Annotated in this window: 21 protein-coding genes, 1 pseudogene and 1 riboswitch; of the genes and pseudogenes, 12 read left to right on the forward strand and 10 right to left on the reverse strand. The window is 64.8% G+C overall.

Annotated elements, in window-relative coordinates; all coding sequences use genetic code 11:
* Positions 1–10: 10 nt before the first annotated feature.
* The 5 genes from mnmE to rpmH are packed head-to-tail and all read right to left on the reverse strand — an operon-like array spanning position 11 to position 3793.
* Positions 11–1366: a tRNA uridine-5-carboxymethylaminomethyl(34) synthesis GTPase MnmE gene (gene mnmE / locus EPD81_RS03705; RefSeq protein ID WP_142804039.1), complete on the reverse strand. Its 1356-nt coding sequence runs from the start codon at positions 1364–1366 to the stop codon at positions 11–13.
* Positions 1367–1397: 31 nt separating this feature from the next.
* Positions 1398–3041, reverse strand: coding sequence for a membrane protein insertase YidC (gene yidC, locus EPD81_RS03710; RefSeq protein WP_142804040.1), 1644 nt, complete (start codon positions 3039–3041; stop codon positions 1398–1400).
* Between the two features lie 37 nt (positions 3042–3078).
* Complete coding sequence (gene yidD, locus EPD81_RS03715; RefSeq protein WP_142804041.1) at positions 3079–3288, reverse strand: membrane protein insertion efficiency factor YidD; 210 nt, start codon at positions 3286–3288, stop codon at positions 3079–3081.
* Positions 3273–3662, reverse strand: coding sequence for a ribonuclease P protein component (gene rnpA, locus EPD81_RS03720; RefSeq protein ID WP_194240878.1), 390 nt, complete (start codon positions 3660–3662; stop codon positions 3273–3275). Before rnpA ends, yidD begins: the two co-directional genes overlap by 16 nt.
* A complete protein-coding gene (gene rpmH, locus EPD81_RS03725; RefSeq protein WP_028875239.1) occupies positions 3659–3793 on the reverse strand; it encodes a 50S ribosomal protein L34 in 135 nt (44 codons plus the stop codon). The genes rnpA and rpmH overlap by 4 nt, the downstream gene beginning before the upstream one ends.
* Before the next feature lie 117 nt (positions 3794–3910).
* Between rpmH and mobA the strand changes: the two genes are divergently transcribed.
* Positions 3911–4525: a molybdenum cofactor guanylyltransferase MobA gene (gene mobA / locus EPD81_RS03730; protein ID WP_142804274.1), complete on the forward strand. Its 615-nt coding sequence runs from the start codon at positions 3911–3913 to the stop codon at positions 4523–4525.
* A gap of 1 nt (position 4526) precedes the next feature.
* On the opposite strand, the gene moaC is transcribed toward mobA, so the two are convergent.
* Entirely contained in the window at positions 4527–5006 is a 480-nt protein-coding gene (moaC, locus tag EPD81_RS03735; protein WP_142804042.1) for a cyclic pyranopterin monophosphate synthase MoaC, read from the reverse strand.
* 54 nt (positions 5007–5060) lie between these two features.
* Between moaC and moaA the strand changes: the two genes are divergently transcribed.
* On the forward strand, positions 5061–6071 hold the full coding sequence (moaA, locus tag EPD81_RS03740) for a GTP 3',8-cyclase MoaA (RefSeq protein WP_142804043.1): 1011 nt from the start codon (positions 5061–5063) through the stop codon (positions 6069–6071).
* A 14-nt stretch (positions 6072–6085) separates the two neighbouring features.
* Positions 6086–6844 carry a selenium cofactor biosynthesis protein YqeC gene (gene yqeC, locus EPD81_RS03745; protein ID WP_142804044.1) on the forward strand — a complete coding sequence of 253 codons (759 nt, stop codon included), beginning with the start codon at positions 6086–6088 and terminating at the stop codon, positions 6842–6844.
* Here the strand turns inward: yqeC and EPD81_RS10950 are convergent.
* The gene (locus tag EPD81_RS10950) at positions 6817–7068 is read right to left on the reverse strand and encodes a hypothetical protein (RefSeq protein ID WP_142804045.1); all 252 of its coding nucleotides are present in this window, start codon (positions 7066–7068) and stop codon (positions 6817–6819) included. The two genes, yqeC and EPD81_RS10950, sit on opposite strands and share 28 nt — an antisense overlap.
* Before the next feature lie 206 nt (positions 7069–7274).
* Between EPD81_RS10950 and dnaA the strand changes: the two genes are divergently transcribed.
* From dnaA to gyrB, 3 genes are all read left to right on the forward strand, one after another.
* Positions 7275–8780 (forward strand): chromosomal replication initiator protein DnaA, encoded by a 1506-nt coding sequence (gene dnaA / locus EPD81_RS03755; protein ID WP_142804046.1) that lies wholly within the window; start codon positions 7275–7277, stop codon positions 8778–8780.
* A gap of 25 nt (positions 8781–8805) precedes the next feature.
* The gene (dnaN, locus tag EPD81_RS03760; protein ID WP_142804047.1) at positions 8806–9921 is read left to right on the forward strand and encodes a DNA polymerase III subunit beta; all 1116 of its coding nucleotides are present in this window, start codon (positions 8806–8808) and stop codon (positions 9919–9921) included.
* 63 nt (positions 9922–9984) lie between these two features.
* The gene (gyrB, locus tag EPD81_RS03765) at positions 9985–12474 is read left to right on the forward strand and encodes a DNA topoisomerase (ATP-hydrolyzing) subunit B (RefSeq protein WP_142804048.1); all 2490 of its coding nucleotides are present in this window, start codon (positions 9985–9987) and stop codon (positions 12472–12474) included.
* Between the two features lie 16 nt (positions 12475–12490).
* Here the strand turns inward: gyrB and leuE are convergent, their stop codons facing one another.
* Entirely contained in the window at positions 12491–13153 is a 663-nt protein-coding gene (leuE, locus tag EPD81_RS03770; RefSeq protein ID WP_142804049.1) for a leucine efflux protein LeuE, read from the reverse strand.
* A gap of 159 nt (positions 13154–13312) precedes the next feature.
* Between leuE and EPD81_RS03775 the strand changes: the two genes are divergently transcribed.
* From EPD81_RS03775 to EPD81_RS10790, 3 genes are read left to right on the forward strand one after another with little or no spacing between them, the layout of a single operon-like run.
* A complete protein-coding gene (locus EPD81_RS03775; protein ID WP_142804050.1) occupies positions 13313–14260 on the forward strand; it encodes a TAXI family TRAP transporter solute-binding subunit in 948 nt (315 codons plus the stop codon).
* Positions 14261–14275: 15 nt separating this feature from the next.
* The gene (locus tag EPD81_RS03780) at positions 14276–16315 is read left to right on the forward strand and encodes a TRAP transporter permease (protein ID WP_142804051.1); all 2040 of its coding nucleotides are present in this window, start codon (positions 14276–14278) and stop codon (positions 16313–16315) included.
* Complete coding sequence (locus EPD81_RS10790) at positions 16312–16770, forward strand: DUF1850 domain-containing protein (RefSeq protein WP_142804052.1); 459 nt, start codon at positions 16312–16314, stop codon at positions 16768–16770. The genes EPD81_RS03780 and EPD81_RS10790 overlap by 4 nt, the downstream gene beginning before the upstream one ends.
* On the opposite strand, the pseudogene EPD81_RS03790 reads toward EPD81_RS10790, so the two are convergent.
* Both EPD81_RS03790 and EPD81_RS03795 read right to left on the reverse strand, forming a co-directional pair.
* Positions 16767–17684, reverse strand: a pseudogene (locus EPD81_RS03790) (recombination-associated protein RdgC); the annotation flags it as partial. The gene EPD81_RS10790 and the pseudogene EPD81_RS03790 overlap by 4 nt on opposite strands.
* Complete coding sequence (locus EPD81_RS03795) at positions 17597–18055, reverse strand: AtaL-like protein (protein ID WP_142804054.1); 459 nt, start codon at positions 18053–18055, stop codon at positions 17597–17599. The pseudogene EPD81_RS03790 and the gene EPD81_RS03795, both read right to left, overlap by 88 nt.
* 823 nt (positions 18056–18878) lie before the next feature.
* Positions 18879–19093: riboswitch (cobalamin riboswitch) on the forward strand.
* Between the two features lie 122 nt (positions 19094–19215).
* On the opposite strand from EPD81_RS03795, the gene EPD81_RS03800 reads away from it, so the two are divergent.
* Genes EPD81_RS03800 through EPD81_RS03810 form a run of 3 tightly spaced genes read left to right on the forward strand, consistent with a single transcriptional unit; the run spans position 19216 to position 21517 of the window.
* On the forward strand, positions 19216–19896 hold the full coding sequence (locus tag EPD81_RS03800) for an energy-coupling factor ABC transporter permease (RefSeq protein WP_142804055.1): 681 nt from the start codon (positions 19216–19218) through the stop codon (positions 19894–19896).
* Positions 19896–20690 (forward strand): precorrin-4 C(11)-methyltransferase, encoded by a 795-nt coding sequence (cobM, locus tag EPD81_RS03805; protein ID WP_142804056.1) that lies wholly within the window; start codon positions 19896–19898, stop codon positions 20688–20690. Before EPD81_RS03800 ends, cobM begins: the two co-directional genes overlap by 1 nt.
* Entirely contained in the window at positions 20687–21517 is an 831-nt protein-coding gene (locus EPD81_RS03810) for a sirohydrochlorin chelatase (RefSeq protein WP_142804057.1), read from the forward strand. The genes cobM and EPD81_RS03810 overlap by 4 nt, the downstream gene beginning before the upstream one ends.
* The last annotated feature ends 3 nt before the right edge of the window (positions 21518–21520 follow it).

Genomic DNA, 21520 nt, shown 5'->3' on the forward strand with positions numbered 1-21520 from the left:
GGCGATATTCTCATTTGCCAATGCAGAATCGGCTGAAAATCTCGCCGAGCAGATCCTCCACGTCGTATTCTCCGAGGATGCGTCCGAGCGCCCGGTGGGCCATGCGCAGCTCTTCGGCGAGAAGCTCGAGCGCCTCACCCGTTTCCAGCGCCGCGGCGAGCGAGCCACGCGCCTCGCGCAAGGCCTCCAGATGCCGCTCGCGCGCCAGTACCACGTCTTCCCCCTGGGCATGCCAGCCGGCCACCTCCAGCAGCGCCGCACGCAGCAGGTCCAGACCCTCGCCGGTGCGTGCCGACAGCCACACGCGCTCGCGGATGCGCCCACCTGCTCCCGTCTCGCGCCGCGGCGCCTCACCCGTCAAATCGATCTTGTTCACCACCTCGATCACCGGCACCTCGGAGGGAGCGAGCGCCAGCACTTCCTCGAGCGGTGTCGGCTCGGATCGATCGAGCGCGCGCAGCGCGAGCACCACGTCTGCCTGCGCGATCGCTTCGCGCGTACGCGCCACGCCGATGCGCTCCACCGGATCGTCGGTGGCCCGCAGTCCCGCCGTGTCGATCACGTAGAGCGGAATCCCCTCGATCTGGATGGCCTCGCGCAGCACGTCCCGGGTGGTGCCGGCGATGTCGGTGACGATCGCCCGCTCCTCCCCCATCAAGGCATTGAGCAGGCTCGACTTGCCGACGTTGGGCGCACCGGCGATCACCACGTGCAGCCCCCGGCGCAGCAGCGCTCCCTGGCGCGCGTTCTCGAGCAGCCGATCGAGAGTGGAGAGCGTTTCGGCGACCTTCTCGCGGATGCGCGCGGCGGCGATGAGTTCCAGATCCTCTTCGGGAAAATCGAGCGAAGCCTCGACCCACATGCGCGCCTCGATCAGGCGCTCCTGCAGCGCGCGCACGGCGCGGGAGAATTCCCCCGTGAGCGAGCGCGCCGCCCCTCGGGCCGCAGCCCGGGTGGAGGCGTCGATCAGATCGGCCACGGCCTCAGCCTGTGCCAGATCGATCTTGCCGGCAAGAAAGGCGCGCTCGGTGAATTCTCCGGGACGGGCGAGCCGAGCACCCAGCTCGAGGCAGCGCTCGAGCAACAGGTGCAGCACCACGGGTCCGCCGTGTCCGTGCAGCTCCAGCACGTCTTCGCCGGTAAACGAATGCGGCGCCGGAAAGTACAGCGCCAACCCCTCGTCGATCACCGCGCCCTGCGCATCGCGAAAGCGTGCAAACGTCGCCCTGCGCGGCGCCGGCACCCGCCCGAGCAGCGCTTCGGAAAAGGCCGCGAGCCCCGGGCCCGAGACCCGCACCACACCGATGCCGCCGCGCCCCGGTGCGGTGGCGATCGCCGCGATCACCTCGCGCGGCGCTCCTTCCATGTGCCGCTCTTTGCTCACGCCCTCGCCGACCTCACTTCGACGCCTTGCCACCCGCCTCGATCTGCCGTGTGATCAGCCACTGCTGGGCGATCGACAGCACGTTGTTCGTCAGCCAATAGAGCACCAAACCGGCAGGGAACCACAGGAACATCACCGTGAACACGATGGGCATGGCGAGCATCAGTTTCGCCTGCATCGGATCGACCGGCTGCGGGTTGAGCTTCATCTGCACGAACATCGACGCGCCCATGAGGAGGGGCAGCACGAAGTAAGGATCACGCATCGACAGATCCTGGATCCACAGGATCCACGGTGCCTGGCGCATCTCGACGCTATTGAGCAGCACCCAGTAAAGCGCGATGAAAACCGGGATCTGCACCAGGATGGGCAGGCAGCCGCCCAGCGGATTGACCTTCTCCTCCTGGTAGATGCGCATCATCTCCTGCTGCATGCGCGCCTTGTCGTCGCCATAGAGCTCCTTGAGGCGCTGCAGTCGGGGGGTGAGCGCGCGCATCTTGGCCATCGAACGGTAGCTCGCTGCCGACAAGGGATAGAAAATCGCTTTCAGAAGCACCGTCACCAGCACGATCGCCCAGCCCCAGTTCCCAGTGAGCTTGTACAACCAGGACAGTACCCAGAAGAGCGGCGCGGCGATCACCGTAAACCAACCGTAATCGACCACCAGGTCGAACCCCGGCGCGAGCGTACCCAGCACGCTCTGCGTCTGCGGCCCGGCATAGAGGCGCACCGATCCCTCCTTCGCCTCACCCGGCGCGACCGTCCCCAGCGGCAGGATCACGCCTGCCTGGAACAAGCCCCCCTCCACCGGCCGGACGTAGAACTCGCGCTGCACCCCCTCCTGCGGCAACCAAGCCGCGACGAAGTAATGCTGCACCATGGCGATCCAGCCATCCTGCGCGAGCCGCGGAAACTCCGCCTTGCCTTTGAGCACGTCCTCGAAGTCGATCTTCTTGTACTTGCTCTCGGCGGTATAGATCGCCGGGCCGGTGAACGTGCGAACCCCGAAGAGCGAATGCTCCTCGGCCGGCAAGCCATCGCGCAGGAATTGATAATACGTCGACGCTTCGATCGGCGCCGTGCCCGCGTTGGCAACCTCGTGGCGCACCTCGACCAGATATTCGCCGCGCTTGAAACGCAGCACTTTGGTCACGAGCGCCCCATCGTCCGCCTGAGCCGTGAGCCGAACTTCCAGCACGTCCTGCCCTGGCGCAAGCCGTACGGCCTCGGCCGGCAGCTGCCATTGCGAGCGGTGGTTCGGCAGGCCCGCTCCGATCAGCCCCGACTGCACCCGATAGACGTGGCCGGCGCGGCCATCGTCGAAGAGTATGAAGGGCTTGCTGTGATCCTCACGCGCCGAGTGGTCCTTGAAGGCGAGGAAAACGATGTCGCCACCGCGCTCCGAGATCTCCGCGGTAAAGCGATCGGTCTCGACCACCATGCGGCGCGCCTGGGCCTCTTCGATCGCTCCGGAAGCCGGCGCCACGGCGGCCCGCTGCGACTGGGGTACCTCACCCAGACCGGCCCCCTGTTGGGTTGCGACGGGACGCTCGGCTTGCGGCTGCGGCGCCGGCTGGTTGTGGCGCAACCACGCCTCCCACAGCATCACCAACGAGAAAAGGAACACCAACAACGGGATCAGACGGCGTTGCTCCATGGATCCATCCTGGAAAACGGGCAAAATAATCGGCGAATTATGGCACAGGGTCGTGCCCGCCGGGATGAAAGGGATGGCAACGTAACACGCGCCGCATCCCCAGCCACAAGCCTTTCACGGCCCCGTGGCGCTCGATCGCTTCCAACGTATATTGCGAGCAGCTCGGGTAAAACCGGCAGTTACGCCCCAGCCAAGGGCTGATCGCCACTTGATAACCCCGGATGAGCGCAATCAGGAGGCGGCGCATTTGCCGGCCTCCCGCGCAAGCCGCTCGAAGCAGGAAAGGAGATCCTCGCGCAGCATCCGACGCGTGGCCTCGACGATCGGCGCGCTCAGCCGCACCACCACGTCGCAAGCCGGCAGCCGCGCTTTTTCGAGACGGAAAGTCTCGCGGGCGATGCGCTTGACGAGGTTGCGCTGATGCGCGCGGCGCACGAGCTTCTTTGCCACCACCAGCCCCAGACGCGGGCGACCCAGCTCGTTGGGGCTCCAGTGGACGGAAAAAAAACGCCCGCGGATCACCCGCCGCGCCGTGAAGACGCGCGAGAATTCGGACGGTCGCAGCAGGCGGTCGGCACGGCGAAAACGTGCCTCCGCCTCAGACGGGATCTCGCCGCTCAAACGGCCAGGCGATGACGACCCTTGGCCCGCCGCGCCCGGATCACGGAGCGGCCACCCCGGGTGCGCATGCGCACGAGGAAACCATGGGTACGCTTGCGACGGATCTTGGAGGGTTGATAGGTGCGTTTCATGGGACTACCTCGAACGGGAAAATTTCGTTATTTAACAGACAAGCAGAGGACATGTCAAGGAAAATCGCAGAAGGCGAATCGGTTACACTGCGAGAATCCTGCACCTTTTCTCCCCCTATGCCTGCTCCACACTTGCCCACTCTCCCACCCCTCACCGGCCTCATCCTCGCCGGCGGTCGCGGCACGCGCTTGGGTGGCGTCGACAAGGGCTTGATCGAACTGCACGGACGGCCGCTCATCGAGTACGTGCTCGAGCGGCTGCGGCCGCAGACCGGGGCGATTCTCATCAACGCCAACCGTCACCACGAGCGTTACGCCGCCTACGGCGTGCCGGTGATTCCGGACCTCGAAGGCGGGTTCGCCGGACCGCTCGCCGGCATCGCCACAGGGCTTGCCACCGCCCGCACCGACTGGGTGGTCGTCGTCCCCTGCGATTGCCCCCTGCTGCCGTCCGACCTCGTCGCTCGGCTGTGGCAGGCGCGCTGCACCGCCGAGGCCGACGTGGCCGTCGCCCGGGCAGCAGGGCGGTTGCAACCGGTCTTCGTACTTTTACCGGCGACTGCGCGCGTAGAGCTCGAACGCCGTTTGCACGAAGGCGAGCGCAAGGTCGCAGCCTGGCTTACGGCGCAGCGCTTGGCGATTGCCGATTTTTCCGACGAAGCCGAGTCTTTCGTCAATGTGAATACCGAGGAAGAATGGCGTGCGCTGGAAGCGCGCCTTGGGGTGAGGTGACTCACCCCTGCCGCTGCCACGTCCCCGAGCGTCCGCCGCTTTTGTGCACCAAGCCGACGTCGGTGATGCGCATCCCCTTGTCGATCGCCTTGCACATGTCGTAGACCGTGAGGAGCGCCACCTGCACCGCCGTGAGCGCTTCCATCTCCACGCCGGTGCGTTCGCGCGTCTCGGCCCGGGCGCGGCAGCGTACCGCCGCTCGCTCCACTACCGGCTCCACCTCCACCTCCAGGTGCGTGAGCGCCACGGGATGGCACAGCGGCACCAGTTCCCAAGTGCGTTTCGCCGCCATGATCCCGGCGATGCGCGCCGCCGCCAGGGCGTCACCCTTCTTCAGGTTGCCCTCGACGAGCGCCGTGAGTGCTGCTGGCGACATTTCGAGGTATCCTTCGGCGATCGCGACCCGATGCGTCTTCTCCTTCTCCCCGACGTCCACCATGTGGGCGGCGCCGGTGGCGGTGAGGTGCGGCAAATCGGTCATGACAACTCCAAAACGCGATGTTCGTGACCCCACGATGATACAGGAGCCGCCGCGATGGACACCCGAGCCCCGGCCACCCCGCCCCTGATCGACCGCTTCGGCCGACACGTCACCTACGTGCGCCTGTCGGTGACGGACCGCTGCGACTTGCGCTGCGTCTACTGCATGAACGAGCAGATGACTTTCCTACCCAAGGCGCGCATCCTGACGCTGGAAGAGATGGCGCTGATCGGCCGCGCCTTCGTCGAGCTGGGCGTGACGAAACTGCGCATCACTGGAGGCGAGCCCCTCGTACGGCAAAACGTCCTCTCGCTCTTCGCCGAACTGGGCAAACTCCCCGGTCTGAAAGAGCTCACACTGACGACCAACGGCTCCCAGCTCGCTCGCCATGCCGTGGCACTGCGTGAGGCCGGCGTGCGGCGCATCAACGTGAGCCTCGACAGCCTGCGCCCCGAGCGCTTTCGCGCCATCTCGCGCGTAGGCAGCCTCGACAAGGTGCTCGAGGGGATCGAGGCGGCCCAGCGTGCCGGATTCGAAGCGATCAAACTCAACGCCGTACCGATGCGCGGCATCAACGACGACGAGATCCTCGATCTGGTCGAATTCGCCGCCGAACGCGGTTTCACCCTCTGTTTCATCGAGGAGATGCCACTCGGCGAGCTCGAAGGACACGATCGGTACGCGAGTTTCGTGCCCAGCGACGAAGTGCGCGCGCGCATCCTCGAGCGCTACACCTTGCTGCCCACCGTCGAACGCACCGGCGGCCCGGCCCGTTACGAGCGCATCGCCGAGACCGGCACCCTCGTCGGATTCATCTCGCCCCATAGCCACAATTTCTGCGACAACTGCAACCGCGTGCGCGTCACCACCGAAGGGCGGCTCTTGCTGTGCCTGGGGCAAGAGCACTCGGTCGACCTGCGCCGGGTGCTGCGCACCCATCCCGGCGAACTCGAACCGCTCAAGGAAGCCATCGTCGCCGCGATGGCGATCAAACCCAAAGGGCACGAGTTCGATCTCACCGCCAAACCCGTGCTCTTCCGGCACATGAACGCCACCGGCGGTTGACGAAAGGGAGTCCGATGAACGAACGCACGAGCGCACTCCTCGAGGCACTGGGCGCCCAAAGCGGCATCCTCGCTGCCGTCGGTGCCGGCGGCAAGAAGACCACGCTCTACCAGATCTTCGCCGCCCACCCCGGACGCGTGGCTCTCACCACCACCACCTTCATCACCGACTTCGCTCCCGAACTCGGCGCCGAGATCCTCGTCGCTCCTGAAGACGAACTCGAAGAAAAAGTACGCGCGAGCCGCGCACGCAAAGTGGCCTACGCCACGCCCTCGGACAAGCCGGGGCGGGTGGCGGCCGTGTCCGGAGAGTGCATCGCCAGGCTGCACCGCGAGGGCGGGCTCGATCTCACGCTGGTAAAGGCCGACGGCGCCCGCTCGCGGCTCCTCAAGGCCCCGGCGCCGCACGAACCGAGCCTGCCCGAAGCGACCGACACGGTGCTCCTCGTCCTCTCGCTGCAGGCGCTGGGACAACCCCTCTCCGAGACGATCGCGCACCGCCCCGAGCGCGTCTCCGCCCTCACCGGCCGCCCCCTCGGCGAACCGGTGGCCATTCCCGACTTCGTCTCGCTCTACACCCGCGAAGAGGGTCTTTTGCAAGGCACGGCAGGAAAACGCGTGATCCCCGTGCTCAACATGGTCGACGACGATCGCCTCCTACCCGCCGCCCGCGCGATCGCCGAGTCGACGCTCGCCGCCTGCCCGCGCTTCGAGCGCTTCGTGCTCACGAGCCTACGAAAGCCAGGCTATCTCGTGGAGGTCGTGCGGCGCTGACGGCTCCTCACTTCCGTGAGCACCTCGCCGACGAGTTCGGGGTCGAGCGCCTGGCACTGTTCATCGAAGGCATGCGTCTCCGTAGGAATACGCATGCCGCGGGCAATGAATCGGTCAGTGAATTCCTTGCCGCTGTCGGCGGGAATCGTACGCAGGCAAAAGGGGCTGCCTCGAGAAGCGAGCACAGGAAGCGCCGGGTCTTCAGCGTCGGTGCTTGTTGCCACGTCGAATGGTGTCCTCCGACATCCCGAGTATGACCCAAGAACGATGCACGACGTCGCGGGTCGATGCAATCGTCCGGTCCCCGACCCCCAGGACTGGGTCGTTTCCCTGTTCGAGATTTCGCCCACCCTGTGGATAACTCACCTTTTGGGTGGACGGGTTAGAATACCCCCTGGAACGTCGTCAATCCGTCCAGAGGGCCTTCTCCTTGAGTCACGAAGCGTGGACCGCCTGCTGCGAGCGTCTGCGTGCCTCGCTGCCGGCGCAGCAATACAATACCTGGATCCGTGCCCTGAGCGCCGAACCCGAGGAAGGAGGCGCAGGAGTGCGGCTGCGCGTGCTCGCGCCCAACCGCTTCATCCTGCAGTGGGTGCGCGAGCGCTACTGGTCCAAGATCGCCGAACATCTCGCCGAGCTCGGCATCGCCCAGGCCGAACTGCAGCTGGGCGCTACCGCCAAAGGAGGCACGCCGCCGCGATCCAATCGGCCCGCATCGGCCAAAGCCCGGGCTTCGGCTCCCGACGTCGAATCCTCCGAAGCGGCACCTGCGGACTCGGCTCCTCCTGCCGCGGCGACGACGCAGGAACGCACCGCCGAAGCCAAACCCCGCCCCGCCCGCAGCGCCCCGAAACGCCGCCCCCCGCCACTCGCCGAGGACGTGGCCCCGTCCTCGACCCTCGAAGCGCTCTACGAGCGCACGCGGCTCAACCCAGCGGCGACTTTCGACACCCTCGTCACCGGCCGAGCCAACGACCTCGCCCGCGCCGCGGCCATGCAAGTGGCGCACAACCCCGGCGCCTCCTACAATCCGCTGTTCGTCTATGGCGGGGTCGGACTGGGCAAGACGCACCTCATCCATGCCATCGGCAACGCCATCTTCCGTACCGACCCGCGTGTGGTGATCCGCTACGTCCACGCCGAGGACTACTACGCCGACGTCGTCCGAGCCTACCAGCAGAAGAGCTTCGATGCCTTCAAGCGCTACTACCGTTCGCTCGACGTGCTGCTCATCGACGACATCCAATTCTTCCAGAACAAGGCGCGCACACAGGAAGAATTCTTCCATGCCTTCAACGCCCTCACCGAGGCGCACAAGCAGATCGTCATCACCTGCGATACCTATCCCAAAGACATTCAAGGGCTGGAAGATCGGCTCATCTCGCGTTTCGACTGGGGCCTGACGGTGCAGATCGAGCCGCCCGAGCTCGAGATGCGGGTGGCCATCGTGCAGAAGAAGGCGCAACTCTTGGGCGTGCAGGTGGGCGACGACGTGGCCTTCTTGATCGCCAAGAACCTGCGCTCGAACGTGCGCGAACTCGAAGGCGCACTCAACAAGGTGGTGGCCTTCGCCAACTTCCACAGTCAGCCGATCACGCTGGAGCTGGCCAAAGAGGCGCTCAAGGACATCCTGCACGCCTACAACCGACAGCTCACCGTCGAGCACATCCAGAAGACGGTGGCCGACTACTACAAGACCAAGGTCGCCGACATGCACTCGAAGAAACGCACGCGGGCGGTGGCTCGCCCCCGGCAGGTGGCGATGTGGCTCGCCAAGGAGCTCACGCCGCTGTCGCTGCCGGCCATCGGCGAAGCCTTCGGCGGGCGTGACCACACGACGGTGCTGCACGCCTACCGCACGATCAACGAGCTGCGTCTGACCGATCCCCAACTCAACCACGACGTCCACGTGCTGCTGCAGGTCCTGCGCGGCTGAAGACTTCCAATTCAGGAGAGGCCCGATGCTCTTTCTCGAATCGACCCGCGACCAGCTGCTGCAACCGCTGCTGGCCACCAGTGGCGTGGTCGAAAAACGCCAGACGAAACCCATCCTCGCCAATGTGCTGCTGGAGCGCGACGCCGGCCGCCTCGGGCTCACCGCCACCGACGGCGAAATGCAGCTCGCCGTCCACATCGACGCGAGCGAGCTGCCGGGCGAAACGGGACGGCTCACCGTCAACGCAAAAAAACTGCTCGACATCCTGCGCAGCCTTCCCGAAGGCGCGGCGATACGGCTCGAGCGCGACGGCGAGAGCCGCCTCGTCCTGCGCTGCGGTCGCAGCCGTTTCACCCTGCAGGCGCTGCCGGCAGAGGAATTCCCCCGCCTCGTCCCACCGGAGGGTGAAGACGTGCCCATGCGGCTCACCCAGCGCGAGCTGCGCCGCCTCATCGCGCTCACCTCCTACGCCATGGCGCAGCAGGACATCCGCTACTACCTCGTGGGCATGCTCTTTGCCGCCGAAGGCGACCGGCTCGACGTGGTGACCACCGACAGCCACCGGCTGGCTCATTGCGCGCAACCTCTGGCCGAACCCTTGGCGAGCGCGCGCGAAGCCATCGTGCCGCGCAAGGCGGTGGGCGAGCTGCAGCGGCTGCTCACCGATTCCGACGACACCGTGGAAGTGCGCATCGCCGACAAGCAGATCGTGTTCCGCTTCAAGGACAGCGAATTCCTCAGCAAGATCATCGACGGGCGATTCCCCGATTTTCGTCGCGTCATTCCCCAAGGGCACCCCATCCGTGTCTCTTTCGTGCGCACCGAACTGCAGCAAGCCTTGCAGCGCGTGGCGATCCTCGCCAGCGACAAGATCCGCCCGGTCAAACTCTCCTTCTCCCCGGGGCTGGTGCGCCTGTCGAGCCACAACGCCGAACAGGAAGAGGCCATCGAGGAGATCGAGATCGCCTACGACGGCGAACCGCTGGAGATCGGCTTCAACGTCGGCTATCTGCTCGACGTACTGGGAGCGCTCACCAACGAAGTCGTGCATCTGTCGCTCAAGGACGGCAACGCCGCCGCCCTCATCACCGTCCCCGAAGACGAGCGCTTCGAATACGTCGTGATGCCGATGCGCCTGTAGAACCGTACCCCAAAAAATCTGTCAGACATTTTATCGATACGCTACGAGGAAAGAATTTCCGTCATGAGCCGAGACGTGCAGAAAAAGACCCCCAGTGAAACCTACGACGAATCCGCCATCCAGCAGCTCGAAGGGCTGGAGGCCGTGCGCAAGCGTCCCGGCATGTACATCGGTGATACTTCCGATGGCACCGGGCTACACCACATGGTGTTCGAGGTGGTCGACAACGCCATCGACGAGGCGCTCGCCGGCTACTGCGACGAGATCGTGGTGACGATCCACGCCGACGATTCCGTGTCGGTGGTCGACAACGGACGCGGCATCCCGGTGGGCATCAAGTGGGACGACAAACACGAGCCCAAGCGAAGCGCCGCCGAGATCGTCATGTGCGTGCTGCATGCCGGGGGCAAGTTCAACCAGAACAGCTACAAGGTTTCCGGCGGGCTGCACGGCGTTGGCGTATCTTGCGTCAACGCGCTCTCCAAATGGCTGCGGCTCACGGTGCGGCGCGACGGCAAGAAGCATTTCATGGAATTCCACCGCGGCGTGCCGGCCGATTTCGTCGAAGAGGTGATCGACGGCATCCCCGTGCGCAAGATGCGCGAACTGGGGCCGACCACCAAGCGCGGCACCGAAGTGCATTGGCTCGCCGACGAGGAGATCTTCGGCACCATCGAATACCACTACGACATTCTCGCCAAGCGCCTGCGCGAGCTCTCCTTCCTCAACAACGGCGTGCGCATCAAGCTCGTTGACCAGCGCACCGGCAAAGAAGAGGATTTCGCCTTCTCCGGCGGGGTGCGCGGCTACGTCCAATACCTCAACCGCAACAAACACCCCATCCATCCCCACATCTTCCATGCCCAGGGGGTGGTGAAGGTGCCGCAGGACGTGGGGCACGAGGTCGAGATCGCCGTCGAGGTGGCGATGCAGTGGAACGACAGCTACCAGGAACAGGTGCTGTGCTACACCAACAACATCCCGCAGCCCGACGGCGGCACGCACCTCACCGGCTTGCGTGCCGCGCTCACGCGCGTCATCAACCGCTACATCGAAGAGCAGGAGATCGCCAAGAAGGCCAAGGTCGAGATCACCGGCGACGACATGCGTGAGGGGCTCGCCTGCGTGCTCTCGGTGAAGATGCCCGATCCGAAGTTCGCCAGCCAGACGAAGATGAAACTCGTCTCCTCCGAGGCGCGCCCGGCAGTCGAGGAGATCGTCTCGGCCAAACTCGCCGAGTTCCTGCTGGAGAATCCCAACGACGCCAAGATCATCTGCGGCAAGATCGTGGAGGCGGCGCGCGCACGCGAGGCGGCGCGCAAGGCGCGTGAAATGACGCGGCGCAAGGGGCTGCTCGACGGCGTAGGTTTGCCCGGCAAGCTCGCCGACTGCCAGGAAAAGGACCCGGCGCTGTGCGAACTCTTCCTCGTCGAAGGGGATTCGGCCGGCGGCTCGGCCAAGCAGGGGCGCGACCGCAAATTCCAGGCGATCCTGCCGCTCAAGGGCAAGATCCTCAACGTCGAGAAGGCGCGCTTCGACAAGCTGCTGCAAAGCCAGGAGATCGCCACTCTCATCACGGCGCTGGGCACCGGCATCGGCAAGGACGAATACAAGCCGGAGAAGCTGCGCTACCACCGCATCATCATCATGACCGACGCCGACGTCGACGGTGCTCACATCCGCACCCTGCTGCTCACCTTCTTCTACCGGCAGATGCCCGAGCTCGTCGAGCGCGGCCACATCTACATCGCCCAGCCGCCGCTCTACAAGATCAAGCACGGCAAGACCGAGCTCTACCTCAAGGACGACCAGGAGCTGCAGCAGCACCTGCTCAAGCTCGCCCTCGACGGGGCGGAACTGCTGCCGCGCGAAGGGGCCGAGCCGCTGCGCGACGAAACGCTCGCCGGCCTCGCGCGCCAGTATTTGCTGGCCGAATCGCTCATCGCACGCCACGCCGCGCGCATCGACGCACAGGCGCTGCGCACGCTGCTCGCCAACGACGTCGCCCTCGACCTCTCCAGCCAGGAAGCGGCCCTGGCGAGTGCCGAGCGGCTGCGCGCTGCGCTCGACGGCGCCCTGGAGGTCGAAGCCCTGTTCGACGAGACGAACGAGGAGTGGGTGCTCGAGCTCACGCGCATGCACCACGGCAACGCCCGGCGCTCGCGCATCGACCCCGACTTCCTCGCCTCACACGACTGGCGCCTCATCCGCGAGGCCGCCCGGACGCTGGCCGATCTCGTCGGCCCCGGCGCTCAGGTACGCCGCGGCGAAAAACGCCAGCCGGTAAGCAGCTTCGCCGAAGCCGTGCAGTGGCTCATCGCCGAGGTCGAACGCAACCTCGTCAAGCAGCGCTACAAAGGCTTGGGCGAAATGAACCCCGATCAGTTGTGGGAGACGACGATGGATCCGGCGGTGCGGCGCCTGCTGCGCGTGCAGATCGACGACGCCATCACCGCCGACGAGATCTTCACCACCCTGATGGGCGAGCAGGTCGAACCGCGGCGCGCCTTCATCGAGACGAACGCGCTCTACGCTCGCAACATCGACGTGTGAGACCGGCGACGGCACCTCATTCTAGGCTCGCCGTCGCGAGCTTCATCCCGAAGGCGACGAAGAGCGCCCCGACCGCGCCGGTGCCGCCGATGGCGAGCCGCCGGTGTCGGCGGAAGGCCGCGGCGAGCTTGGCGCCGGCAAGCACCAGGGTGGCGAGATAGGTCATGCTGCACAGCTGCACCGACACGCCCAGCACCAGGAAAGCGAGCAGCGGATGACCCGCCTGCGGGTCGACGAACTGGATGAAGAAGGAAAAGAAGAAGAGGATGGCCTTCGGGTTCATCAGGCTGATGAGCAAGGCCGAACGGAAGGGGTGCAAGGCCCCTGTGCGCACGCCTTCTTCGGGCGTGGCGATCGCCTCGCCGCGGCGCATGGCCTGGCTCGCCCGCCAGGCGGCGCGCATCAGTTGTAGACCGATCCAGCAGAGGTAAGCCGCCCCGGCGAGCCTGAGCCCTAGAAAAAGCGCCGGTACGAGCTTCAGAAGTGACGCAGCCCCGAATACCGCTGCACACATCAACACCGTATCTCCCACGAGTACCCCCAGTGCGGCCCAGGCGCCGCTGCGCCAGCCGTGTCTCGAAGCCGATGTCATGACGTAGAGCGAGTTCGGCCCCGGTAGGAGTACGACGAAAATGGTGCCGAGCAGGAAGGTGGGGTAGTCGACGATACCGAGTGACATGGCCGGATCCGAAGAAACTCGATGAGCTCCATGCTAGCCGATCTTTCGCGCTTCGAGTATGGCGGTAAATCGCAACGCTTGACCACCCCCATTCTGGCTGCTATAAAGCGGCTGAGCTGGCGTCAGACCGGTCCTTGTCATCGACCAAAGGAGAAAACCATGGGTGCGATCCGTCATTTCGTCGCTGCGCTCGGCTTGTGCGCTTTCGCCGCCGCAGCCCAAGCGCAGACTTACATCACCGTGCTCACCGGCGGCACCAGCGGGGTCTATTACCCACTGGGAGTGGCACTGTCCAAAATCTACGGCGCAGCCATCCCCGGCGCGAAGACGAGCGTCCAGGCGACCAAGGCGAGCGCGGAAAATCTCAATCTCCTACAAGCCGGTCGCGGCGAAGTGGCCTTCTCACTGGGTGATGCCGTCGCCCAGGCCTGGGAAGGGAACGAGGAAGCCGGTTTCAAGCAGAAGCTAGACAAATTGCGGGCGCTGGCGGCGATCTATCCCAACTACATACAAATCGTGGCGAACAGGGAGTCCGGCATCCGCTCGCTGCAGGATCTGCGAGGCAAGCGCCTGTCGGTGGGGGCCCCGCGCTCGGGCACCGAACTCAACGCGCGCGCCGTACTCGCCGCAGCGGGTCTTTCCTACGCCGATCTCGGCAAGGTCGAATACCTTCCCTTCGGCGAATCGGTCGAACTGATGAAGAACCGCCAGATCGATGCCACCCTACAGTCCGCTGGACTCGGTGTGGCCTCGATTCGCGACCTCGCGACCAACGTGTCGATCGTCGTCGTTCCGGTGCCGCCGGAAATCGTCGCCAAGATCGGCGACCCGGCCTATCAGCCGGCGGTGATCCCGGCCGGCACCTATACGGGTCAGGAGCAGGACGTCCCGACGGTGGCGGTGCGCAACCTGCTGGTGACGCACAGCGGCGTTCCGGAAGAAGTGGTCTATCTCATGACGAAGTCGATGTTCGAGCATCTCGACGAGCTCGTCGCCGCGCATACCGCCGCCAAAGGGATCAAACTCGAAGAAGCCACCAGCGGCTTGCCGATCCCCTTGCATCCGGGAGCGGAGCGCTATTATCGAGAAGCCGGCGTGCTCCGCTAAACGGATAGGTGCACCATGCACCACGGCTTCGACCAGACGGAGGATGAGGGAAAGGGCTTCGCTTCGCGCCTGCTTTTTCTCGTCGCGGTGGCCTTCTCCCTTTTCCAGCTCTATACCGCGGCCTTCACCCCTTTTTCCTCCCTGGTCACGCGTGCCGTCCACGTCGGTTTCCTGCTCATACTCACTTTCGGATTCCTCGCCCGAGACGGCCTCGTGCGGGGAAAACGGCTGATTCCATCGCTGTTTCTCGTCTGCGTGCTGCTTTCGGCGGGTGTAGCCTCCTATCAATGGATATTCGAGCATGAGTTGATGCTGCGCTCGGGCGATCCGACCCCTATCGATCTGTGGGTCGGCGCAGTGCTCCTGATGCTCGTCTTTTTGGCCACCCAACGCATGATGGGATGGGCCTTGCCGCTCATCTGCGGCGTACTCATGCTCTACGCCGTCTATGGGCGCTGGCTTCCTGGGCCATTGAATCACCGCGGTTATCCCTGGGAACAGGTGATCGAACACCTTTCTTTCGGCACGGAAGGGATCTACGGCATCCCCATCTACGTCAGCTCGACCTACATCTTCCTCTTCATCCTCTTCGGCGCCTTTCTCGAGCGCGCCGGCATGCTCAAGCTCTTTACCGACTTCGCCTTGGGTTTGGTCGGTCACACCCAAGGCGGTCCGGCAAAAGTCGGGGTGATCGCTTCGGGACTGATGGGAACGATCAACGGCAGCGGCGTAGCCAATGTCGTGACGACCGGCCAGTTCACGATCCGGTTGATGAAACGCTTCGGCTACCGTCCAGAATTCGCCGGTGGGGTCGAGGCTACGGCCAGCATGGGCGGCCAGATCATGCCGCCGGTGATGGGCGCAGTGGCCTTCATCATGGCCGAGACGATCGGCGTAGCGTACGTGGAAGTGGTGCGTGCGGCGCTCATCCCAGCGATTCTCTATTTTCTCACGGCGTTTTTGGTGGTACATCTCGAAGCAGGCCGCTTGGGCCTGACCGGAATGCCCAAGGAGAGCCTGCCCAATCCGTGGCGCGCGGTGCGCGAGCGCTGGTATCTGGTGCTGCCGCTGGCAGTGCTGGTCTATCTGCTCTTTTCCGGCTATACGCCGCTCTTCGCCGGGCTCGTCGGATTACTGCTCACCGTCGTTCTGATCCTGGGCACCATCCTCTCGACCGCGCTGCTCACCAAAGCGCTCCGTTTCCTCTTCTGGATCGCTCTCGGCGTGATGTGCTCGACTTTCCTGCGCTGGGGAATCACTCCGGTGCTGGTGCTGATCGCCGTGCTGGTGTTTGCCTGCGCCTTGAATACGAAGAGCCGGCCTACCCTGAAAGACTTGGTGTCGGCCCTGGCCGAAGGCGCGCGCCAGGCACTGCCGGTGGGAATCGCCTGTGCCCAGGTCGGCGTCATCATCGGCGTGATGACCCTCACCGGCGCGGCTTCGAGCTTTGCCAATGCCGTGCTCGCCGTAGGAGAGCAGAGTCTCTTTTTGTCGTTGCTCCTGACGATGCTCGTGTGCCTGGTACTGGGCATGGGCATCCCGACCATCCCCAACTACATCATCACCAGCTCGCTCGCTGCCCCAGCGCTGTTGCACCTCGACGTACCGCTCATAGTGAGCCACATGTTCGTCTTCTATTTCGGCATCATGGCCGATCTCACGCCCCCCGTGGCCTTGGCCTGTTTCGCTGCCGCACCGATCGCGGGGGCCCCCGGTCTGGCCATCAGCTTGCAGGCGATCCGTGTGGCAGCGGCCGGGTTCGTCATCCCTTTCATGGCGGTGTATACCCCGGCGCTGATGCTGCAGGGTGACCCGGGATGGTTGGAAGTCGGCTACATCGTCTTCAAAGTAATCGTGGCGATCTGGCTGTGGGGCTGTACGGCGATCGGCTACTGGCTCGGCCCCCTGTCCTGGTTCGAGCGGCTGTGGGCTTTCGCCGCCGCGGCCTTGCTCGTGATCGCCATGCCCATCACCGACGAATTGGGCCTGCTGGCCGGGGCGATCATCCTGATCCAGCACGTCTGGCGCCATCGTCGTAGGTCTTCGCCGACATGATCGGTCTTTGCCTGAGCGTGCTGGGAACGACGGTCTTGCTGCCGGTGAGCGTCTTCACCTTGAGCTGGCAGCATTCGATCGAGAAGACGCAGTGGGAAGAGCGCTGGCGCATCGAGGAGGGCGAGTCGCCCCAGCTCGTCTTCGTCGAAGGCCGCATCCATGGTTCGGGGGCAGGAATGGAACCACCGCCTCGGGCGAAGAGGGAAAACGGCGTCTGGGTCTATGAGGAAGCCTTGCGCCTTCCTGCCCTGCATCTGGCCCATTCGCCGTTCGCATCGCCCTATCGCCTCTGCCCGGGTGACGAAGCCTGTCATGCGCTCGAGGTCTGGCTGCCCGGATTGCCGGAGATCGGCGAGGTCGAGCTCTTTCCCTGCTCGCCTTCTTCGCCGAGTTCTCCGCCGAGCGCGGCCGAGAGCGCCGGCAGCATGGAACGCAAGGTCTCGGCGAAGAGGTAGAAACGCCCCTCGAAGCGCTCACGGGCATCGCGCGCCTCGCCCGTCGTCTCGTCCTCCGCATCGGTGCGTGCGAGGCGTTTGAGCGCCCCGTCGGCGGTGAGCACGAAACTCAGCCGATCGGCGTAGGCGAGCGCGAGCCGCGTCGGGCGTTTGCCGGCCGCGAGGTGCGAGCGGATCTCGGCGGCCACGCTGCCTTCTCCCAGCGGCAGGCGGGCATAGCGCACGAGGGCGCGGCTGTCGTCCTGCGCCTCGAGCTGGACCTCGTCTTCGAGCGAGAAGGGGCCGGGGGCTTCTGCCGCGAGCAGCCAGTCGGCCATCGCCGAAGCGGGCGAGAGCCGGGTGCGCCAGGGCTTCAAGGGAAAACGCTCGGCGGTGGCGCGCAGCGTGTCGATCACCCGTTCGGCGAGCGCAAGGCTGCCGGCATCGACGGCGAACCACCCTTCGCGCGGGTCGATCCACACCGGCACGCGCCGACGCCGGGTGAAGGCGCGCGGTAGCCACTCGGCGCGAATGGCTTCACGCAGCTCGCGCAGTTCCTTGCGCGACAGGGGGTAGCCTCGTTCGTCGGCGATCGCCTCGGCGCGCTGTTCGGCCTCGGCCTTGACCACGCTCGCCGGCAGGAGACGCTCCTCGCGCACCCAATGCGCCAGCCAGTGTCCTCCTACGTCCGCAATGGCCTCGTCATCGCCGAAGGGCGGCGCCCAGCCCTCGCTCGTTTCGTTCTGCGGCCCCACCGGCAGAAAGGGGCGACGAAGGAAGAGCTCGTTCCAGTAGGTTCGCCCTTCCTTTCCATCCCATCGGTATAGTCGCAGGTTCTTGAATTCGATCATGCTTTCCCTCGTTTCTTCCGTGCGATCGCGACGATGCGCGCCATGGTGTCGGCATCGGCCGCGGCGTAGGCCTTGGCGAGCCATTCGGCCACGGGTCGTCCATCGGGCGCGAGCAGTGCCTCGTCCAGGGTGGTGTCGTAGCGGAAATCCAGCCCCAGGCGTTCGCCTTCGATGACGAGCGAGATCTCCAGAGTTCCGCCGGGCCGGCCTCCCTGGGGTTCGACGATGAAACGCAGCCGTTTTCCCTCTTCCCACTCGACGCGATCACGGTAGCTGTCGGGGCCGAAGTGCAGCCGGCGCAGCACGTGCGCCGGGCCTCGCTCCAGGATGTCGCAGCCGGTCATCCCCAGGACGAATTCCTGCGGATGCTCGATGCGAGCCGCCAATCCTTGCCAGACTGCGGTGGCATCGAGTGCTTCTTCCGGAGGAAAGAAAAGGCGGTGTTCGAAGTGCATAACGATGTCCCCTTGGAGGTTGCAGGGAAGTCTAGGGGCAAGGGGCGACGAGAGCAAGGGGCAGCAAACGGCAGGGCGAGGACGCCGTGATCGGTAGTTGTACACAGATCTTTTATAAAAACTTCTAGTGTTTACTATGCTCGACGGGGTTCTGTGGAAAACTTAGTAAAAACCATGATTTCGTTGGATTTTTCTTGATGGTGAACGAGGGGAACGAAGGGTTTGCAAGCGGTGTGGTGTAGACGAATGCTTTCCGGGATCCAGAAAAAACGGGGAGTTTTCCCCAAACTTTCCCACGGTTTCCCTTCGCCTTGTCCACTGTGGCGTATCGGTCACAAAAAAACATCAATTTAAAAATGGTTTTTGGCAGGAAGTAAAAACCTTTCTTTCTTCATGGTTGATTTGGCCAAACAGAATGGGGTTAACAACCAAATCAAGTAAACAAAAAACCATGTAAACAATGTTTCCTCCAAATCTGTGGATAACTTCTTACCGTCCAAGGCATCTGCACGTTTCCCCGGCGGGAAAACTTTGGGAAAACCCTGGAGTGAGCAGTGGGCGGTTTGGGGAGGAAATTCACCCGATGGGGAAATTTTCCATTGATCCACAAACGATTACCGGAGAATCCTTGTATCCGTGCACCGTCGGCGGGCTGGCGGGAGATGGCAGACAAACTCGCCTCAGAATTGGGACAGGCTTGTGGATAATTTTGTGAAAATCCCAGGATGAGACAAATCCGTTCAAGGACTTGCGCTTGTTTCTTCACGATCCACAGGAAGGAGGGCTGGAGTCCATGGCGTTGACATCGTACGCGGCGGCGGTGTATCTTGCCTTTGCTTCGGGTGCCCGCTCCGACGTCTTGCGAGTGGGTGAAACGGGAAGCCGGTGAAGCGGGCATCGCCCCGCCATTCCGGCGCAGCCCCCGCTGCTGTGAGCCTGACGGGAAGCGCATCGGCCACTGTGCCTTCAACGGCATGGGAAGGCGCGCGGACCGGACGACGGCGAGCCAGAAGACCGGCCCGAAGTGCGTAGTTGGTGCGAGCCCCGGGGTGTGGGTTTGGCTGACGGTCCGGGGCGGTTTCCTTTTATCTTCCCCTCACCGCAGGCCCTTTCTCCTCGTGCGGCTCGTCTTGGCGAAGCCTTCGCAAAGGAGACGGGTCATGCATATCGAACCAGGCGTCGTCACGGGCGCCAAACTCTTGTTGGGTCATGCCACCGCGGCCGCGAGTCTGGGGGCGGCGCTCTTGCTCTCGGCCAAGGTGGTGAGAAAGGACGGGGTGGCGGCGCTCGCGTTGCGCACCCTCGTGGCGTCCTTCCTCGTGTTCTGTTTCTTCGAGGTCTTTCCCCATCGACCGGTGGGCGTGTCCGAGGTCCACCTCATCCTGGGGTCCACCCTGCTGCTGCTCTTCGGCCCTGCGGCAGCGGCTCTGGGGCTCGCCGGCGGGCTCCTCGCCCAAGGGATGTTCTTCTCGCCCGCCGATCTGCCGCAGTTCGGCATGAACGTGACCACTTTGCTCGTACCGCTCTTCGCCACGGCGCTCTTGGCCCGGCGCATCGTGGCGCCGCACACGCCTTACGTCGATCTGCGTTATCGCGACGTGCTGCGCCTGTCGCTCGCCTACCAGGGGGGCGTGGTGTCGTGGGTGGCTTTTTGGGCGCTCTACGGTCAGGGGGTCGGCGCGGAAAACCTCGCGCAGGTGGCTTCGTTCGGCGCGGCCTACCTTGCGGTGGTGCTCGTCGAGCCGCTCATCGACCTGGCGGTGCTCGCGGCGGCCAAGGCTTGGCATCGCGGGAGGGAATCCCTGCTGTTGCAGCGGCGGCTCTTCATGGGTCGGGCCTGATGCCGGGGACGGTATGGTTCGTCGGCGCCGGCCCCGGCGATCCGGAGCTCCTCACCGTCAAGGGCAAGAAGCTGCTCGAGTGTGCCGGTGCCGTGCTCTTCGCCGGGTCGTTGGTGGATGCCGCCGTGACGCGTTACGCGCCGCCGGGTTGCCTCATCTGCGATTCGAAAGACATGACGCTCGAGGAGATGACCGAGTGGCTGGTGGCCGCGGCGAAGGCGCACGAGACGGTGGTGCGCCTGCAGACGGGCGACCCCACGCTCTATGGGGCGCTCATCGAGCTCACCCGGCCGCTCACGGCGGCGGGCATTTCCTGGAAGGTGGTACCGGGAGTGTCTTCGGCGATGGCGGCGATGGCGGCCGCGGGCGAATCGATGACCTTGCCCGAAGTGACGCAGACGGTGATCCTCACCCGGGTGGCCGGGCGTACGCCCATGCCGCCGGGTGAGGAGCTCGAGTCCCTCGCGGCGCACCGCAGCACGATCTGTCTCTTTCTCTCGATCACGCGGCTCGCCGAGGTCGAGCGGGGTTTGCGCGCGGCCGGTTGGGCGGAAGAATCGCCGGTGCTGGTGGTGCACAAGGCAAGCTGGGCGGACGAGGAGCGCATCGTGCGCACCACGCTGGGGGAATTGCGCCGGGCGTGCCGCGAGGCGGGGATCGTGAGTCAGGCGATGATCGTGGTCGGCCCCACGCTGGGGGCGGCGTCGTGGCCGGATTTGGCACGCAGCAAGCTCTACGACCCTTCCTTTACGCATCGCTGGCGCAAAGCAAAGACGAAGGAATGCGACACATGAACGAACGCACGGTGCTGGTGGTGGCGCACGGGTCGCGCGAGGCGGCGGGAAACGTCGAGACCGCGGAATTCGTGGCGCGCTGGCGGCAGATGCGGCCACAATGGCGCATCGAACTGTGTTTCATCGAGCATGCCGAAATCCTGCTCGACGAAGGGCTCGATCGGGCGGCGGCAGGCGCGCGCGAGGTGGTGGTGGTACCGCTCATCCTCAACGCGGCCGGGCACGTGAAGATGGAACTGCCTGAGGCGATCGAGCGGGCGCGGGCGCGCCACCCGCAGGTGCACTTCGTGGCGCGCAGGCACATGGGCATGGGAGCGGAGCTTTTCCCGCTCATCCAGCAGAGGCTGCAGGAGGCATTGCGGGAACTGGACGTGCCCGATCCGGCTACCACGGGCGTGATTTTGCTCGGACGCGGTTCGTCGGATCCGGGAGGGAACGCCGAACTCGCGAAAATGGCGCGCTGGGTGTTCGAGGCCAATGACCACGAGCTGGTCGATCTCGCCTTTACCGGCATCACCTGGCCGCGTCTGGAGACGGTGGTGGCGCGGCAGGTGAAACTCGGCATGATGCAGATCGCCATCGTTCCCGTGTATCTCTTCACCGGAGTGCTGATCGAGCGCATCGGGGCGCAGGTGGAGCGCCTGCGGCGGCAATATCCTACGGTGGCGTTCGCGCTGGCGCGTCATTTCGGTTTCGACGAGCGCCTCGTGGCGTTGCTGGAATCGCGGGTGACGAACGGGGAGCGAGAGGGGATGCTGGAGTGCGACGGCTGCAAATACCGCGCTGCTGCGGCCCACGAACATGCTCATGCGCATCATCACGGATGAGGG

This window comes from Tepidiphilus sp. J10, from assembly GCF_006980785.1.
Classification (GTDB): Bacteria; Pseudomonadota; Gammaproteobacteria; order Burkholderiales; family Rhodocyclaceae; genus Tepidiphilus; species Tepidiphilus olei.